Origin of the sequence: Mesorhizobium sp. CC13 (genome assembly GCF_039907765.1) — a bacterium.
Classification (GTDB): domain Bacteria; phylum Pseudomonadota; class Alphaproteobacteria; order Rhizobiales; family Rhizobiaceae; genus Aminobacter.
Window position 1 is genome coordinate 41,388 of the sequence record NZ_JARDJI010000016.1, and the last position, 15,426, is coordinate 56,813.

The 15,426-nt window shown below is 67.1% G+C and carries 18 protein-coding genes; 6 read left to right on the forward strand and 12 right to left on the reverse strand.

Translation table 11 applies throughout. The annotated features are described in order from the left end of the window. Positions 1-4 precede the first annotated feature (4 nt). Both PV773_RS19015 and PV773_RS19020 read left to right on the forward strand, forming a co-directional pair. Positions 5-784 (forward strand): response regulator transcription factor, encoded by a 780-nt coding sequence (locus PV773_RS19015; RefSeq protein ID WP_347967860.1) that lies wholly within the window; start codon positions 5-7, stop codon positions 782-784. Between the two features lie 30 nt (positions 785-814). Continuing rightward, on the forward strand, positions 815-2,902 hold the full coding sequence (locus tag PV773_RS19020; RefSeq protein WP_347967861.1) for a PAS domain S-box protein: 2,088 nt from the start codon (positions 815-817) through the stop codon (positions 2,900-2,902). Between the two features lie 4 nt (positions 2,903-2,906). On the opposite strand, the gene PV773_RS19025 is transcribed toward PV773_RS19020, so the two are convergent. From PV773_RS19025 to PV773_RS19045, 5 genes are all read right to left on the reverse strand, one after another. Continuing rightward, a complete protein-coding gene (locus PV773_RS19025; protein ID WP_347967862.1) occupies positions 2,907-3,680 on the reverse strand; it encodes a glucose 1-dehydrogenase in 774 nt (257 codons plus the stop codon). A gap of 189 nt (positions 3,681-3,869) precedes the next feature. Further along, complete coding sequence (locus PV773_RS19030) at positions 3,870-4,280, reverse strand: hypothetical protein (RefSeq protein WP_347967863.1); 411 nt, start codon at positions 4,278-4,280, stop codon at positions 3,870-3,872. A 314-nt stretch (positions 4,281-4,594) separates the two neighbouring features. Then, positions 4,595-4,894, reverse strand: coding sequence for a GNAT family N-acetyltransferase (locus tag PV773_RS19035; RefSeq protein ID WP_347967864.1), 300 nt, complete (start codon positions 4,892-4,894; stop codon positions 4,595-4,597). After that, complete coding sequence (locus PV773_RS19040) at positions 4,891-5,511, reverse strand: alpha/beta hydrolase (RefSeq protein WP_347967865.1); 621 nt, start codon at positions 5,509-5,511, stop codon at positions 4,891-4,893. The genes PV773_RS19035 and PV773_RS19040 overlap by 4 nt, the downstream gene beginning before the upstream one ends. A gap of 9 nt (positions 5,512-5,520) precedes the next feature. Next, complete coding sequence (locus PV773_RS19045) at positions 5,521-6,453, reverse strand: VOC family protein (RefSeq protein WP_347967866.1); 933 nt, start codon at positions 6,451-6,453, stop codon at positions 5,521-5,523. Between the two features lie 230 nt (positions 6,454-6,683). Here PV773_RS19045 and PV773_RS19050 point away from each other — a divergent pair, with 230 nt between their 5' ends. Beyond that, positions 6,684-8,240 (forward strand): alkaline phosphatase family protein, encoded by a 1,557-nt coding sequence (locus tag PV773_RS19050; protein WP_347967867.1) that lies wholly within the window; start codon positions 6,684-6,686, stop codon positions 8,238-8,240. Positions 8,241-8,303: 63 nt separating this feature from the next. On the opposite strand, the gene PV773_RS19055 is transcribed toward PV773_RS19050, so the two are convergent. Together PV773_RS19055 and PV773_RS19060 are read right to left on the reverse strand one after the other, a co-directional pair. Further along, complete coding sequence (locus PV773_RS19055; protein ID WP_347967868.1) at positions 8,304-9,242, reverse strand: PRC-barrel domain-containing protein; 939 nt, start codon at positions 9,240-9,242, stop codon at positions 8,304-8,306. A 187-nt stretch (positions 9,243-9,429) separates the two neighbouring features. After that, positions 9,430-9,600 carry a hypothetical protein gene (locus tag PV773_RS19060; RefSeq protein WP_347967869.1) on the reverse strand — a complete coding sequence of 57 codons (171 nt, stop codon included), beginning with the start codon at positions 9,598-9,600 and terminating at the stop codon, positions 9,430-9,432. Positions 9,601-9,723: 123 nt separating this feature from the next. Here PV773_RS19060 and PV773_RS19065 point away from each other — a divergent pair, with 123 nt between their 5' ends. After that, positions 9,724-11,220, forward strand: a complete 1,497-nt coding sequence (locus PV773_RS19065; protein WP_347967870.1) for an HWE histidine kinase domain-containing protein — start codon at positions 9,724-9,726, stop codon at positions 11,218-11,220. Here the strand turns inward: PV773_RS19065 and PV773_RS19070 are convergent. Then, the gene (locus tag PV773_RS19070) at positions 11,163-11,621 is read right to left on the reverse strand and encodes a hypothetical protein (protein WP_347967871.1); all 459 of its coding nucleotides are present in this window, start codon (positions 11,619-11,621) and stop codon (positions 11,163-11,165) included. The genes PV773_RS19065 and PV773_RS19070 overlap by 58 nt on opposite strands. A 66-nt stretch (positions 11,622-11,687) precedes the next feature. Next, on the reverse strand, positions 11,688-12,014 hold the full coding sequence (locus PV773_RS19075) for a hypothetical protein (RefSeq protein ID WP_347967872.1): 327 nt from the start codon (positions 12,012-12,014) through the stop codon (positions 11,688-11,690). Between the two features lie 123 nt (positions 12,015-12,137). Here PV773_RS19075 and PV773_RS19080 point away from each other — a divergent pair, with 123 nt between their 5' ends. Further along, the gene (locus tag PV773_RS19080; protein WP_347967873.1) at positions 12,138-13,250 is read left to right on the forward strand and encodes an AI-2E family transporter; all 1,113 of its coding nucleotides are present in this window, start codon (positions 12,138-12,140) and stop codon (positions 13,248-13,250) included. Between the two features lie 3 nt (positions 13,251-13,253). On the opposite strand, the gene PV773_RS19085 is transcribed toward PV773_RS19080, so the two are convergent. Next, positions 13,254-14,033 (reverse strand): Crp/Fnr family transcriptional regulator, encoded by a 780-nt coding sequence (locus PV773_RS19085; protein ID WP_347967925.1) that lies wholly within the window; start codon positions 14,031-14,033, stop codon positions 13,254-13,256. 134 nt (positions 14,034-14,167) lie between these two features. On the opposite strand from PV773_RS19085, the gene PV773_RS19090 reads away from it, so the two are divergent. Continuing rightward, positions 14,168-14,557 carry a response regulator gene (locus tag PV773_RS19090; RefSeq protein WP_347967874.1) on the forward strand — a complete coding sequence of 130 codons (390 nt, stop codon included), beginning with the start codon at positions 14,168-14,170 and terminating at the stop codon, positions 14,555-14,557. Here PV773_RS19090 and PV773_RS19095 read toward each other — a convergent pair. Further along, entirely contained in the window at positions 14,543-15,091 is a 549-nt protein-coding gene (locus PV773_RS19095; protein ID WP_340037796.1) for an RNA polymerase sigma factor, read from the reverse strand. The two genes, PV773_RS19090 and PV773_RS19095, sit on opposite strands and share 15 nt — an antisense overlap. Positions 15,092-15,097: 6 nt before the next feature. Beyond that, complete coding sequence (locus PV773_RS19100) at positions 15,098-15,295, reverse strand: NepR family anti-sigma factor (RefSeq protein ID WP_340037797.1); 198 nt, start codon at positions 15,293-15,295, stop codon at positions 15,098-15,100. Positions 15,296-15,426 lie beyond the last annotated feature (131 nt).

Below are 15,426 nucleotides of genomic sequence, written 5' to 3' on the forward strand. Positions count from 1 at the left end.
CATCATGTTTATACCCAATCTACTTTCCGCCGGTAGCGGAGGCGAGACGAAACTGCGCGCTCGGATAGTCATTGTCGAAGACGAGCCCGACCTGAGGGATGCCGTCGCCGAATATCTCGGCGCGAACGGTTTCGACGTGACCGCCGTCGAGGACGCCGCCGCCCTGCGCGCCCTCATCGACACCGAATCCTTCCACCTCGCGATCCTCGACATCGCCATGCCCGGCGAGGACGGACTGTCGCTCGGGCGCTGGCTGCGCGCCAGGATGCCGATCGGCATCATCTACGCCACCGCCGCCGGCACCGCGCTCGACCGCATCGTCGGCCTGGAGCTGGGCGCCGACGACTACATGGTCAAGCCCTACGAGCTGCGCGAACTGCTTGCCCGCGTGCGCAGCGTGCTGCGCCGCGTGCCGCAGCCCGAAAGCTTCCGCCAGGCATTGCAGGCCGCGCAACAGCCGCGCCGCACCATCGCCTTCGGCCCGTTCCACGCCGACCTCGACGGCCGCCTGGTGACCGGCAACGGCGGCACCGTCGTCGACATGGCCAAGAGCGAGTTCGACATGCTCGAGGTCTTCCTGACCCGGCCCAACCGGCTGCTCAGCCGCACCATCATCTCGGAGGCCATCGGTTTCGCCGAGGACCCGGAATCCTCGCGCGCCGTCGACATCCGCATCATGCGGCTCAGGAAGAAGATCGAGGACGACCCGTCGAACCCGAAGTTTTTGCGCACCGTGCGCGGCGAAGGCTATATCTTTTCGCTGCCCGGCAGCGAAGCCAGCTGACGCAGGCCGAGGTTCCGTCAGGATTCCGCAATGACCTTGTTGACCGTCTCACGCACCGACAATCCGTCGGGGACGCCGAGCCCGACCCTGGTGGCGGCACAGATCGTGCGCCGGCTGCGCCAGGCGCCGGACTGGCAGCTCGAGATCGACCGCATCCTCGAATGCCTCGCCGCCGCGTTCGCCGGCCACCGGGCCATCCTGTTTCGGCTGCGCGACCTGCCCGGACAGGGATTTGCCCAATCCATCGCCGCCTACTGGGTCGACCCGAACGTCGACGAGATCGCCGCGCCGCCGACGACCATCAACCAGGCCATCGTCGATTCCGACCCGCTGCTCGAGCGGCTCGCCGAGGAAGGCCGGCAGGGCAAGATGTTCGCCGGCCTCACGCGCGACCTCACCGGCTTCCTGCGCACGGATTTCGAGAACCAGCACATCAAGTCCTTCCTCTCGGTGGCCGTGTCGGCGCATGGCCATCTGTGGGGCACGCTGGCCGTCAACGACTGCGTCATGGAGCGCGAATGGACCGACGACGAGGTCGCCGCGCTCGAGATCATCGCCGCCGCCCTTGGCGACGCCGTCGAGCGTTCGCAGTCCGAATATCATGTCAGCGAGATCATCCGGCGTACGATGCTGCAGTCGTCGCTCGACGCCATCATGGTGATCGACGAGACCGGCTCGATCATCGAGTTCAACCCCGCCGCCGAGAAGATGTATGGCTGGAGCCGCGACGAGATCCTCGGCAAGGACCTGCTCGATACCGTCATCCCCTCCTACTACCGCAAGGGCTATTGCAACGGCGCCGACTACATGGCCGGGCGCGGCGCGCCGATGGTCGGCCAGCGCCTCGAAACCGTGACGCAGAACGCCGCCGGCGAGATCATCCCCATCGAGCTGACCGCCAACGAGATGCGGCTGGCCGACCGGCGGCTGTTCTTCGGCTCGATCCGCGACCTGCGCGAGAAGCATCGCGCCGAGGAGGAGATCAACCGCCAGCGCGAAAGGCTGCACCAGAACGAGAAGATGGCGGCGATGGGGTCGCTGCTCGCCGGCGTCTCGCACGAACTCAATAACCCGCTCGCCGTCGTCGTCGCCCAGTCGACGCTGCTGCACGAATTCGCCTCCGACACCCAGACCAAGTTGAGGGCCGAGAAGGTGCGCGCCGCCGCCGAGCGCTGCGGCCGCATCGTCAAGAGCTTCCTCGGCATGGTTCGCCTGCATCCCACCACCCAGGCCGAGACCGATCTCAACCAGGTGGTGCGCGCGGCCCTCGAAGTCACCGCCTACGGAGCCCGTTCGAGCGGCATCGGCATCGACACCGAATTCGCGCCGGGCCCGCTGATGGTGATGGCCGACGCCGACCACATGACCCAGGTGGCGGCCAATTTCCTGGTCAACAGCCAGCACGCGCTCGCCGGCATCAGCGGCGACAGGATCATCCAGGTCCGCACCTTCCGTACCGCCGGCGGCGGCGCCGGCTTCTCGGTCGAGGACAGCGGCCCGGGCATCGCCGAGGAAATCCGCGGCCGCGTCTTCGAATCCTATTTCACCACCAAGCCGATCGGCGTCGGCACCGGCATCGGCCTGTCCATCTCGAAGTCGATCGTCGACCGCCACAACGGCCGCATCTGGTTCGAACCGGCGGAGCCCACCGGCGCGCGCTTCCTCGTCGAACTGCCGGCCATGGGCGCCGACCGGTACGCGATCGCCGAGAGTGCGCCGAAGTCGAGCGGCCTGCGCCATGCCGTCATCATCGACGACGAGCCCGACGTCGCCGGATCGCTGTCCGACATCCTCGAACTCATGGGCGTCAAGGCGCGCATCGTGTCGAGCTGGACTTCGGTGGCGGACGCGCTGGGCGAAGCCCCCGTCGACATCGTCTTCTCCGACCTGCGCATGCCCGACCGCAGCGGCATCACCATCCTGCGCGAGATCGTCGCCAGGCGGCCGGAGATGGCGCAGCGTTTCGTGCTGGTGACCGGCGACCTGATCGGCGCCAAGGCCGAGATCGAGCAATTGCCCGCGAGCCTCAGGCCGCACATCCTCGAAAAGCCGTTCAGCACCTTCGACGTGCGCAGTGCGCTGAGTGCCGTGAGCGAGCAGGTTTCCGGCGCCGGATGAGGCGCTACTGGGCGGTGTAGCCGCCGTCGATCACCAGCTCGGTGCCGGTGACGAAGCTCGCTTCATCCGAGGCGAGGTAGAGCACGCCATAGGCGACGTCGTCGGGCTCGCCGACACGGCCGAGCGGCGTAAGCTCGATCGCCTTGTTGCCTTCGCCGCTCCCGCTGAGCTTGTCGAGCGCACCCGAAGACATCGGCGTGCGGATCCATCCGGGACACACCGAATTGACGCGGATGCCGTAGCGTTCCTTGGCGCAGTGCAGCGCCGCCGACTTGGTGAACAGCTTGACCCCGCCCTTGCTCGCCACATAGGCCGCCGTCGATGGGCTGCCGACGATCCCCATGGTGGAGGAGAAGTTGACGATCGAGCCGCCCTGGCCGGTCTTGCGCATGGCCTCGATGCCGTATTTGGTGCCGAGGAACACGCCTTCCATGTTGACCGACATGACCTTGCGCCAATCGTCGAGGCCGAGCTGCTCGACGGAACCGAACGGCGCGCCGACGCCGGCGTTGTTGACCAGGATATGGAGCCCGCCGAAGGTGTCGAGCGTCGTCGCGATCGTTGCCTGCCAGCCCTTCTCCGAGGTCACGTCATGGGCGACGTAGAGGCTGCGCCCGCCGGCGGCCGCGATGGCCTCGGCCACCAGCCGCCCCTTCTCCGCCTGCAGGTCGCCGACCACGACGGCGGCGCCCTCGCGGGCCAGCAGCCGCGCCGTCGCTTCGCCCATGCCCGAGGCCGCGCCGGTGACGATAGCGATTTTTCCTGCGACGCGGCCCATGCCGAACTCCTCCCTGCCAGGGTCGCAGCATCGCTTGCCGCTCGCCCGGCGTGCATCGTCCCTAGGGACTAAACCCGCCTTGTGCAGCACCACAAAAAAGGCCCCCCGCGGGGTCATGGCCGCGGGGGGAGGTACGCGCTGGAGGATAACGATGCGCGGCAGGGAACGATGCGGCGGGCCGGCCGCCGTCTAGAATATGTTCGGGGTCGTGTGCACCGCCTCGGCGCTGGCGATCAGCCGCACCTTGCGCGGCTCGCGCATCCCGGCGCCCTCGGCGATGGCGACGAGGCATGCCTCGCTCTCGCTGCCCCAGGCCTGCCCCTGGCAGGCGATCTCGGTTTCAGACAGCGGCAACCGGTCGGTCTTGGCGGTCGTCCGCGCGCCCTCGACGAGGCGCGGCGTCGGCCCCATCGATGCGAAGGCCGGGCCGTTGGCCGGCGCCAGGGCCATCGACGTCAGCGAAGCGAACACGAACACGCTGAACATCATCATCGGGTGCTCGTTGGCACGCTGGCGGATGGCGAGGCTTGGCCGGCGGTTGACGCGCGAGCGCGGCTGGAACTGGCGGTCGAATTCGGAAACTTGCTTGGAGCCGGGCATCGATTCTTGCCTATTCGTTGAATTTCATTCCCCTGTTGAAGTGAAAATAATCGAACTCTGTAACGGCCCGATGCTGATGAGCCTGCGCTAATGAAACAAGCGCTAAAAACCTCAAAAACGGTCAACAATGCTGTCAGTTCGGTCAATTTCGCCGACAAATCAGTCATATGGGCGGCTTGCGCATCCTGCGGCGGCAAGGGGCAGGGTTTCCGCTTGGTAACAAGTCGCCTGCTCGATCGCGACGAACCGAACAAAACGAAAGGGCCGATGCGGTTGCCGCACCGGCCCTTTCCTCGCGTTGCCGCGCGAGCGCTTCAGCTCTTCAGCACGTCGGCCCATTCCGGATGGCGGCGGAACTGGGCGGCGGCGAACGGGCAGAGCGGGATGATCTTCTTGCCGAAGGCACGCGCATCCTCGACCGCCCGCGTCACCAGCCTGAGGCCGGCCCCCTGGCCGCGGAATGCGTCGGGCACCTCGGTATGGTCGATGATGAACAGGTGCTCGCTGACCGTGGTGAAGGTCATCTCGGCCTCCGCCCCGCCAGATCCGCGGATGACATAGCGCCCCTTGGTGCCACGGTCCTCGAGTTCGATCGTCGGAAGTTCCTCGGTCATTGTCCCTGCTCCTTGCTGGCGAAGATGCGTTTCGCCGCCTCGATCTCGTTCGGGCGCACCTCGTGCCCGCCCTCATGCCATTCCAGCCGGACATCGGCACCCGCGTCACGCAGATAGGCATCGAGGCGGCCGGTGAGTTCCGGCGGACAGATCGGGTCGCGGCGCCCCGCGGTGATCAGCACGCGCCTGCCCGCCAGGCTTCCAGCCACGTCCGGCTTGAACGGGATCAGCGGGTGCATCAGCGCAACCGCGTCGAACCTGTCCGGCGCCGCGAACAGCACCGAAGCCAGGATGTTGGCGCCGTTGGAATAGCCGAGCGCGAAAACCTGCGAAGGCTTCGCCTCCGCGACATGCGCCTCGACGAAGCCTGCCATCTTGGCGGTGGCCCTTGCCAGGTCGTCCATGTCGTAGACGCCCTCGCCGGTGCGGCGGAAGAAGCGCGCCGCGCCCATTTCCGACACGTCGCCGCGCGGCGACACCACCGTCGCCCCCGGCACCAGTTCGCGGGCGAAGCCGACGAGCTGGTTCTCGTCGCCGCCTGTGCCGTGCAAGGCGAAGACCAGCGGGCTGCCCGGCTCGCCGGGCAGCAGCTTGTGGATATATGCGTCCTGGCTCATCTTTCCTCCTCAGTCGCCCAGCGGCTGCAGGGTCTTTTCGAGATAGTCGCGCAGATGCGCATGCTGTGTCGGCAACTTCAGTGCCTCGCCGAGATGGGCGGTGTCCTCGTCGCGGTCGAAGCCGGGCTCGTTGGTCGCCACCTCGAACAGAACGCCGCCGGGGGTGCGGAAATAGATCGCCCAGAAGTAGTCGCGGTCGATTACCGGCGTCACCTGGTAGCCCGTGTCCATCAGCGCCTTGCGCACCTCGAGCTGCCTGGCGCGGTTATCCACCGCGAACGCTATGTGGTGCACCGAACCCGCGCCGAGGCCGGCGAAGGACGCACCCGGCAGCGTCTCGATGTCGATGAAGTCGGCGCCGTTGCCGTCCTTCACCGCAAGCCGCTTGATGTTGCCGGAGGCGTCGACTTCCTCGTAGCCCATGAACTTGAGCAGTTCCTCGGTGGCGCCGGCGTCGCGCAGCCTGAGCGTCGCCGAATGGAAGCCGCGGATCGCCTCGTCGTTGGCGACGCCGCCCTTGACCCAGGGCGCACGCTTGTCACCCTTGGCCTCGACCAGGGCAAAACCGTCACCGTCGGGACCGGCGAAGTTCAGGCGCTTCTCGCCGAACTGCTCGTCGCGCGACAGGCCGGTCACGCCCTGTTCGGCGAAGCGCTGCTCCCAGAAGGGCAGCGTGCCCTCGGGAACGGAAAACACCGTGGTGCCCACCTCGCCGACGCCCGGACGGCCCTTGCCGATGTTCGGGAACGGGAAATAGGTCATCACCGAACCGGGCGTGCCGACCTCGTCGGCATAATAGAGGTGGTAGACGTCCGGCGCATCGAAATTGACCGTCTTCTTGACCCGGCGCAGGCCGAGCTTGTGGGTGAAGAACTGGTTGTTCTCGGCGGCATCCCTGGCCATCGAGGTGACGTGGTGCAGGCCCTTGATCTGGTTGAGCATCGTCTTGCTCCTTTCGCTTGCCGCGGCCCCTGCCGCTCTGTTGGGCCGAATATGGGCGCATCGGCCGTCGGGGCATAGTGGCCGGTCACGCAATGATCTGTGCTCGATTAGTGAACAACAAACGCCAATTCGTTCACACAATTTGGCATGATTTTTGGCCGCGCGAAGGCGCTTGCGCCTGACCGTGAAAGCGGCTTCCTTGGCCGCAAATTCGAACTCCGGGGGCGAGCTTGGCAAACAAGGGCGGACGGCCGAACATTCTTCTCATCACCTGCGACCAGTGGCGCGGCGACAGCCTGTCGGCGGTCGGCCATCCGGTGGTGAAGACGCCCAACACCGATGCGCTCGCGCGCGAGGGCGTGCTGTTTCGCCGCCATTATGCCGGCGCGGCCCCGTGCTCGCCGGCGCGCGCCTGCCTCTACACCGGCCTCCACCAGGCCAACAATCGCGTCTGCCGCAACGGCACGCCGATGGACGACCGCCACGACAACATCGCCCGCGCCGCCCGCCGCGTCGGCTACGACCCGACCTTGTTCGGCTATACCGACGTCTCGCCCGATCCGCGCAACCGCGCGCCCGGCGATCCGTTCCTGCGCACCTATGAAGGTGTCTTGCCCGGCTTCACCACGCGCCAGCTGCTGCCCGAGCACCAGAAGGCCTGGCTGTCCTGGCTCGCCGCGCGCGGCATCGATTCCTCCGCCGGCTTCCCCGACATACACCGCCCAGCAGATCGCGACGCGCCGGAGGTCAGCAATGCCGTTCCGGTCTATGCGAAGGACGAGACCCCTGCCGCCTTCCTCGCCGGCGAGTTCCTGCGCTGGCTGGGCGAGCAGGACGCGGGCGAGCCCTGGTTCGCCCATGTCTCGTTCCTCAGCCCGCACCCGCCCTTCATCGTGCCCGCGCCGTTCAACACCATGTACGATCCAGCCGAAGGCCCGGCCTATCGGCGCGCCGCGAGCCTGCAGGACGAGGCGGCGAGCCACCCGTTCCTCGCCTATCATCTCGCCCATCACCAGAAGAAGTCGAGCTTCGTCCCCGGCGCCTCGGGCAAGGTCGGCGACTGGAGCGAGGAAGGGTTCCGCACCATCCGCGCGCTCTATTACGGCATGATCTCCGAGGTCGATTCCCAGCTCGGCCGGATATGGCAGGGAATCAGGGCCGCCGGCGCCTGGGACGACACCGTCGTCATCCTCACTTCCGACCATGCCGAGATGATGGGCGACCACTTCATGCTCGGCAAGGGCGGCTGGTTCGACGGCAGCTACCACATCCCGCTGATCATCCGCGACCCGCGCCGCGGCCGCGCCGCCGGAACCGCCGTGGACCGCTTCAGCGAAGCCGTCGACATCATGCCGACGCTGCTCGACCTCATCGGCGCTCCGGCGCAGCCGCATCTCGACGGCCGCTCGCTCGGGCCGTTCCTCGACGGCGAGACGCCCGCGTCGTGGCGCGACGCGGCGCACTGGGCCTATGATTTCCGCTCCGTCGCCGAGGGCGCGACCGAAGCCCATTTCGGGCTCGGTTCACGCGCCTTGAACCTCGCCGTGATCCGCACCGAAATGGTCAAGTACGTGCATTTCGCCGGTGGACTTCCGCCCTTGCTCTATGATCTCGCCAACGACCCCGGCGAGACGCGCAACCTGGCCGACGACCCGGCCTGGCTGCCGGTGCGGCTGGAATTTGCGGAGCGGCTGCTTGCCTTGCGGGCCGAGCAGCTCGACCAGTCGCTCGCTCTGTCCGAGCTGACCGACGCCGGCGCGGTCGGCCATTTCGCACGGCTGCCGTGAACGAAGACCAACGAAAAGGCCCACCCCGGGGGGTGGGCCTTTCCGGCTCTGATGCCGCCGCATCTACTGGGTGATGATCAGGCGCTGCTCGTCGCGCTTCTCGGCCCAACTGCTTGCGTCATAGGCCGGCTGCTTGTCGAGCTGTTCCTTGGTGAAGGTCGTGTACAGGTACTTCTTGCCATCCTGGTCGACCATGAAGGCAAGGTTGTCGCTGCCCACGGCCACCTTCTTCTCGCCCATGCCGAGGAAGCCGCCGACATCGATGATATATGCGTCGACCTTGCCGTCGGCGGTCATCACGATGTCGCCGATCTCGCCGATATTGGCGTCATCGGCGCCATAGACCGTCGTGCCGACCATCTCCTCGGCGCGGATGTCCGTCGCCGGCAGCTGCTTCAAGGCCGACTTGTCGATGGACGTCGTCTTGGTCTGGTCGGTGGCGGTCGCGTCAGGCGTGGCCGGAGCCTGGGCCGTCGTGGCCGGCGGCGTGGCTTCGGGCGTCGCGGGCGCCGGAGCCTGTGCCGTCTGGTCGGTCGAAGGCATCGGCTCGGTTGCCGCGGTCGGTGCCGGGGCCGGATCGTAGCCACGGCGGTCGAAGTCGGGCAGGGCCTCGAGCTGTTCCTTGGTCATCGGCACGACCAGCCAGCGGTCGCCGCCCTTCTCGGCCCAGTCGAACTCGTTGAACGCGATCGCCACGTTCTTCTCGCCGATACCGAGGAAGCCGCCAACGCCGATGACAAGCTGGTCGGCCTTGCCGTCGGACGTTAGCACCAGGTCGTTGACGTCGCCGATGTTCTCGGCGTCCTCTGCAGTGCCGTTGTACACGGTCTCGCCGATGATGTTGGAGGCGAGCATGCCGTCAGCACGTGGGATCACCTCCGAAGCCCCCGGGGTCATTTCGGTCGGCGCAGGCGCCGGTGCGGGAGCAGTCGTATCCTGGGCGAAGGCACCGCCGCCCAGCAGCGCAACGACTGCCGTCGTAGCCAAGAGTTTGCGGATCATGTTAACGTCTCCTCGTGCGTGTGTTCATGCATGCCGCGCCTCGACCGGTCTTTTGCGGGAAAGGTCCTGCGCGGCCCCTTTACGTGGTCACAACGCCGTGAGCGCGCCATGGTTCCCGCCCCGAGGCTGTGCCCGATCTTGTCCGGCACGCCCGCCGGATCGTCAAAACCCGTTTGAATTTGCCGGGTTAGCCGGGTGCGTCGGTCGTCTGCTCGGCGTTCTGGTCGATGACCTCGCCATGGAATTCCGCCCCGGCCCATGCCGCGGCCGCCAGCAGCAGCGCGGCCACCAGGACCAGCAGCACCTGTCGGCCTCGGTTGCCCTGGCGAGCCTTCCAACCCGGGATGATCTTGGTCATGGCCTTCTCCTTGCCTGTGCAAGCTAGGGCTAACGGTGGCACAGCGGCCTGGTTCCCGGGCGCTGCCGCCGAGACTTTCCAAGCACGCGCCGCGCCGCTAGTTTGACGGCGAGGCTCAGAGCAATGGCTACAGACGACGACGCAACGACCGGCGGGGGACCGGCCGAGGACGGAGCAGGCCGTCCGCCGCAAGCGGCCGACGGCCCCCCCGATCCGGATCTGGACAGGCTGACCGGCCTGGCCGCCGCCGTGGCGGACACGCCGGCGGCGTTGCTGCTGTTGCCGGACGACCGCGGCGGCCGCACGGCCGCTGCGCGCTTCGGCCTGGCCACGGTCGACGTTGCGGCCCTGGCCACCGAGGGCGCCTTGGCCCCCCCAGCAGCCTTCCCCTTCCGCGTCGATGTCCCGGTGATGGTCGCGGGGCGCCCGGCGGGAAGCCTGCTCGTCCTGGATCGCATCAAACGCCCGGAGCCGGAGGCTGCGAGGCGGGGCCAACTGGAGGCGATCGCCGCACTCGTTTCCGGCCTGCTTGCTTTGCGCGACCGCTCCCTCGCCGGCGCGCGAGCGGAGGCTGCGCTGACGCATGCCGAGAAGCGCCGGGCCATCGCGCTCGAGGCGGCGCAGCTGGCAAGCTGGGTCTGGGATCCGCGGACCGGCATCGTCGAATGCGACACGCTGCTGCCGGGGCTGTTCAACCGGCCTCCGGCCACCCAGATGCGGGCGCGCGACATCCTCGTCGCCATCGACCGTCGCGACGTCGAGCGGACGCGCAGGACGTTCAGGGATGCGCTGGCGGGCAACGACGACTACTCGGGCGAATACCGGGTCAGGGGCATCGAGCCGCCCCGCTGGCTCGCCGCCCGCGGCCGGGTGGTCGAGCGCGACGCGGCGGGCAGGCCCACGCTGGTCTTCGGCGTCAACTACGACATCACCGAGCGCCACACGGCCGAGGAACGGCAGCGCCTGCTGCTGCGCGAGCTCAATCACCGGGTCAAGAACACGCTTGCCACCGTCCAGGCGCTGGCCACGCAGACCGTGCGCCACGCGCGCGAACCGCGCCAGTTCCTCGACGCCTTCAGCGAGCGCCTGCGTGCGCTCGGCCTCGCCCACGGCCTGTTGTCGGATCACGAATGGCGCGGCATCGGCATCCGCGAGCTGGCGCGGCTCGAGCTGTCACCCTTCGACGAGGCGGATGCGCCGCGCATCTCGATCATCGGCCAGGACGTGCTGCTCGACCCCGACCAGACCCTCGGGCTCGCGCTGGTCCTGCATGAACTGGCGAGCAATGCGCTGAAATACGGCGCGCTCTCGGTCCCTGCCGGCAGGGTGGCGGTGTCGTGGGTGATCCAGGGCGGCAAGGGCGAACGGCGGCTGGCGCTCGACTGGACCGAAAACGGCGGACCGGAAGTCTCGCCCCCGACCCATCACGGCTTCGGTTCCATCCTCATCCGCCGCGGCCTGGCCAAGGTCATCTCCAGCGAGGTCCGCCACGAATATCTGCCGGAAGGCGTCAGGGCACAGGTATCGATGCCGCTGGCGTCGGATATAGGCAGGCAGGAAGCTCAGTCGCCCGAGACGCCGTCATCGTCGTCGTCGGCGGGGCCACGATTCTCGCGGTAGATCTGGTAGGCGACGAGCGCCACCAGCGGCCCGAGCAGCGCGCCGATGCCGCCCTTGCTGCGCAGCAGCGACGGCACCACCGCGGCCGCGGCCGCGATCCCGAGCGTCGCCACTTCCGACCGGCGCCTGCGCCTGTCGTTGCGCGACCGTACGTCGGCGAGCAGCCGATGCAGCAGCAGGATCAGTCCGGCCAGCACCAGCAGGCCGACGCCGAACCCGATGGCGGCCTCGATGTCGCCGTATGTCCGGGCCGCCCAGATGAATGCGGCGGCGACGAGGAAACCCAAGCCGCATAGCGCCGCGAACCCCGCGGCGAGATAGGCCATGGCCGAACGTCGCGCCCGCCGCAGTGAATGTGCCGCCTCGGACGAGGCGAGATCCGCGATAAGGGATGCCAGCATGAAGCCCCCGGGTCTAAGAAAAACAGCTAGAACAGCTGACCTGCATTCGTCGGAGTACCCGCCGCCCTAGCGACGCGCCAGAAGCGCGACGAGGAAACCGATACCGGCGGCGATCGCCAGCGACGTCACCGGCTTTTCGCGCACGCTGGTCAGCACCTGGTCCTCGATATCCCTGGCGTTGGCGCGCAATGCTTCTATCGCCGCGTCGCCCTGGGTCTTCAGTTCGTCGGCGCCCCTCAGCGCAGCCCGCTTCGCCGTGCCGTAGCCGTGCTCGCCGGTCTTCGCCAGTTGCTTGGCCAGCGCCTCGATGTCGGCCCTCAGTTGCTTGATGTCAGCCTCGAGATCAGGCGTCGACTTCATTCCGTTTCCGGTTTTTCCAGCGGCTGTCGCCATGACCTCGTGCTCCTTTTCGTTGGCTGGTTGCGAAACGCCCGATGCAACGCTCGGTTCCCTGCCGACAGGAACCATCGCCGACCAAAACACGTTTTTCCAGCCTCATTCGGATGAAAGGTCGAGATGTCGAACCGTACCGTCAAGAAGGCGCCCATTCTCCGCCTGCCGCCAAAGTCGAACTTCGAGCTGCTGCTTGTGCGCGGCTCGCAGGTGTCGGCGATCTTCATCGGTTTCCTCGCGGCGATCTTTGCGCTGCATGCCGGAGAGTTCATCCTTGCTCCGATCGGGCTCGGCATCGTCATCGGGCTGATGCTCGGTCCGCTCGCCGTCCGCCTCGAGCGCAAGCGTGTCCCACCGGCGCTTTCGGCAATCATCGTCGTGCTGGTCTTCGTCGTGTGCGTCGGCGCTTTCGCGTTTGCCGTGGCCTCGCCGCTTCGCTTCTGGCTGCAGCGCCTGCCTCAGATCTGGGCGCAGCTCTCGATTCAGTTGGCCGACCTCAAGGGATCGCTCGATTCGCTGCGCGAGATGCGCGACCAGCTGCGCAAGCTGGCGGGAGAGGATGGTGTCGCCGTCTCGGTCAACGACGGCATGAGCGTCGAAACCGTGGCCGCGCTCGCTCCGGCCTACATCGCCCAGGTGCTGCTGTTCCTTGCGAGCCTCTATTTCTTCGTCGCCACCCGCTACCAGACCAGGACGGCCATCCTGAGGCTCTGCTTCAACCGCCGCCTGCGCTGGCGCGTCGCCCATATCTTTCGCGACGTCGAACAGCTGGTGTCGCAGTACCTGGTGTCGATCACCATCATCAACATCCTCGAGGGTGTCGCGGTCGGCATCGGCCTGGCGCTGCTGGGGGTGCCCTCGGCGCCGCTGTGGGCAGCGCTTGCCATCATCACCAACTTCGTTCCCTTCGTCGGTCCGCTGATCATGGTCGCGGTGCTGTTTGCGGTCGGCATGGCCGAGTTCGACAGTCTCGGCGCCGGCCTCATGCCGGTGGTGCTCTATCTCGCGGTGAACACCATCGAGGGCCAGTTCGTCACGCCGCTCGTCATCGGCAGGACCATGACCCTCAACCCTTTCGTCGTGCTGCTCGCGCTGGCCTTCTGGATCTGGCTGTGGGGTGCGCTCGGCGGCTTCATCGCCATTCCGGCGCTGCTGGTCGTCTACGCCGTGATCCGCAACGTCGTGCCCGGCGTGAACTGGGGCGTCGACGAACTCGACCGCAAATACGTACGCTGAGGCTCAGAGCAGCGGGCGCACGCCTTCGTCGAGGCCACTCCAGCCGGCCAGCCGCATCAGGCCCTCGACGTCCAGCAGCCTGCAGCCGCCGTCGCCCCACCGCACCAGCTTGCGGTCGATCAGCCTCCGGATCGTCTTGTTGGTGTGCACCAGCGAAAGCCCGAGCGTGTCGGCGATGTGCTGCTGGGTGATGGGAATGTCGGTGCCGCCGTTCCCGTTCATTCCGACCTTGCCTGCCCGGCTTGCGATGAAGGCGAGCAGGTAGGCAGCGCGCTCCAGGGCGGAACGGCGCCCGACGCTGAGCAGGTTCTCGTCCAGCATGCGTTCCTCCCGCGCCGCGATCCAGGTGACGTCGTAGGCGAGGCCCGGATGGTCCCTGTAGAGTTCCATCAGCCGGTCGCGCTCGAACATGCACAGGAGCATCGGCGACAGGGCCTCCACGGAATGCTGCATCTCGCCCATGAGGCTGCCCTGCAGCCCGATCATGTCGCCGGGCAGGACGTAGTTGAGGATTTGCCTGCGCCCGTCCGCCAGCAGCTTGTAGCGAAAGCCCCAGCCCGAAAGCACGGTGAACAGATGCGCGCTGTGGCTGCCTTCCGCGAGCAGCGTCGCGCCCCTGTCGACGGACAACTCGCCGCGCTTGAATTCGTTGACGAATGCGAGTTCGCGCTTCTCGAACGGCCTGAACACCGGCAGCGGCCTGAGCGGACACCGTTCGCACGTAACCTGCCGCGCTATCCGGCTCGTCTCGCCCTGTCCTTTCAGCGGTGCCTCCTGATCCATGCCGGCCAACGCACGCGCGGCGCCGAAGGTTCCCATGGCGGGGTCGCGCACGCTTCATCCGGGATGTCTTTTTTAAATGACAACATCGGCGACTGCCGCCATGGTTTGATTCGCTTCCACGGAGTGTCCGCGACGTGCCTTCCCAGCTTTCTGGACTGCGTATCCTTGTGCTCGAGGACGAGGCCATCATCGCCCTGGACGTCGAGCAGCTTTGCCGCGAAAGCGGGGCCTTGGACGTCTTCGTTGCCGGCAATCTGCGGGAGGCCGCGACCACGCCCCTTCGCTATGACGCGGCCATCATCGACGTCATGCTCGGCGGCGAATCCACGCTCGATTTCGCCCGCGCCCTGCAGGCCAATGCCGTGCCCTTCGTCTTTGCCTCGGGATACGACCGTCAGGACGACATCTTCGCCAACTTTCCCAGCGTGGCGCTGGTGACCAAGCCCTACTCCGGAGCCGATCTCGTCGACGCGGTCGCGGCCAGCATCGGCGGCGCGGCCGGGGGGCGGTCAGCCGACGGTTGAGCCCATCACCTGGGCCGCGATCGCGTCGGGGCCGTAATCCGCCTCGCCCGAAATATCGAGGATTTCCTGCAGCCGGTTGCGGGCGCGGCTGACGCGGCTCTTGATCGTGCCGACGGCGCAGCCGCAGATCTCGGCCGCCTCCTCGTAGGAGAAGCCCGAAGCGCCGATCAGGATGATCGCCTCGCGCTGGTCCTCCGGCAGCTGTTCCAGCGCCTTGCGGAAATCCTCGAGGTCGAGGCGCCCCGGCTGGCTCGGATGCACGGCCAGGCGCGCCGTCATGATGCCGTCGCTGTCCTGGACCTCGCGCCCGCGCTTGCGCATCTGCGAATAGAATTCGTTGCGCAGGATGGTGAACAGCCAGGCCTTGAGATTGGTGCCCGGCTGGAAGCTCGCCTGTTTGTCCCATGCCTTGACCAGGGTCTCCTGCACCAGGTCGTCGGCCCGGTCGGCATTCTGCGAGAGCGACATGGCGAAGGCGCGCAGGCCGGGGATCGCGGCGAGCAGGTCGGCCTTGAAGCCGGATGTGGCTGCCATGCGGGATCAGTCCTTCTGCTGTGCGGGTTCGGCCTCTTCCAGCTGGCTCAGCAACTGGGCGAAGCGGTCCGGCACGTCATCGGACACGAGCTCATCGTAATATTGCTTGAGTTTTCGGCCGATCTCGGAATTGGTTCCCAGAAGGTCTCCGTCGCCCCGACGGTTCGGCTGGGCGTTTCGTGCGCCACTTGTCTGCCTTGTCATTTACGTGCTTTGCCCTTTGTGCCGACAGGCTGTCCCCCAGAATCGGGGCCACGTGACAGCCTTGTCCGGTCGCCCGAATTCTGCATCAAACTCCCGGGAACGGGATAGGTTCCATGTGAGGAACTTTCGCA

Coding starts and splice junctions, on each gene's coding strand:
- PV773_RS19015 (WP_347967860.1), top strand. CDS start 5: ATGTTTATACCCAATCTACTTTCCGCCGGTAGCGGAGGCGAGACGAAA.
- PV773_RS19020 (WP_347967861.1), top strand. CDS start 815: ATGACCTTGTTGACCGTCTCACGCACCGACAATCCGTCGGGGACGCCG.
- PV773_RS19025 (WP_347967862.1), bottom strand. CDS start 3,680: ATGGGCCGCGTCGCAGGAAAAATCGCTATCGTCACCGGCGCGGCCTCG.
- PV773_RS19030 (WP_347967863.1), bottom strand. CDS start 4,280: ATGCCCGGCTCCAAGCAAGTTTCCGAATTCGACCGCCAGTTCCAGCCG.
- PV773_RS19035 (WP_347967864.1), bottom strand. CDS start 4,894: ATGACCGAGGAACTTCCGACGATCGAACTCGAGGACCGTGGCACCAAG.
- PV773_RS19040 (WP_347967865.1), bottom strand. CDS start 5,511: ATGAGCCAGGACGCATATATCCACAAGCTGCTGCCCGGCGAGCCGGGC.
- PV773_RS19045 (WP_347967866.1), bottom strand. CDS start 6,453: ATGCTCAACCAGATCAAGGGCCTGCACCACGTCACCTCGATGGCCAGG.
- PV773_RS19055 (WP_347967868.1), bottom strand. CDS start 9,242: ATGATCCGCAAACTCTTGGCTACGACGGCAGTCGTTGCGCTGCTGGGC.
- PV773_RS19060 (WP_347967869.1), bottom strand. CDS start 9,600: ATGACCAAGATCATCCCGGGTTGGAAGGCTCGCCAGGGCAACCGAGGC.
- PV773_RS19065 (WP_347967870.1), top strand. CDS start 9,724: ATGGCTACAGACGACGACGCAACGACCGGCGGGGGACCGGCCGAGGAC.
- PV773_RS19070 (WP_347967871.1), bottom strand. CDS start 11,621: ATGCTGGCATCCCTTATCGCGGATCTCGCCTCGTCCGAGGCGGCACAT.
- PV773_RS19075 (WP_347967872.1), bottom strand. CDS start 12,014: ATGGCGACAGCCGCTGGAAAAACCGGAAACGGAATGAAGTCGACGCCT.
- PV773_RS19080 (WP_347967873.1), top strand. CDS start 12,138: ATGTCGAACCGTACCGTCAAGAAGGCGCCCATTCTCCGCCTGCCGCCA.
- PV773_RS19085 (WP_347967925.1), bottom strand. CDS start 14,033: ATGGATCAGGAGGCACCGCTGAAAGGACAGGGCGAGACGAGCCGGATA.
- PV773_RS19095 (WP_340037796.1), bottom strand. CDS start 15,091: ATGGCAGCCACATCCGGCTTCAAGGCCGACCTGCTCGCCGCGATCCCC.
- PV773_RS19100 (WP_340037797.1), bottom strand. CDS start 15,295: ATGACAAGGCAGACAAGTGGCGCACGAAACGCCCAGCCGAACCGTCGG.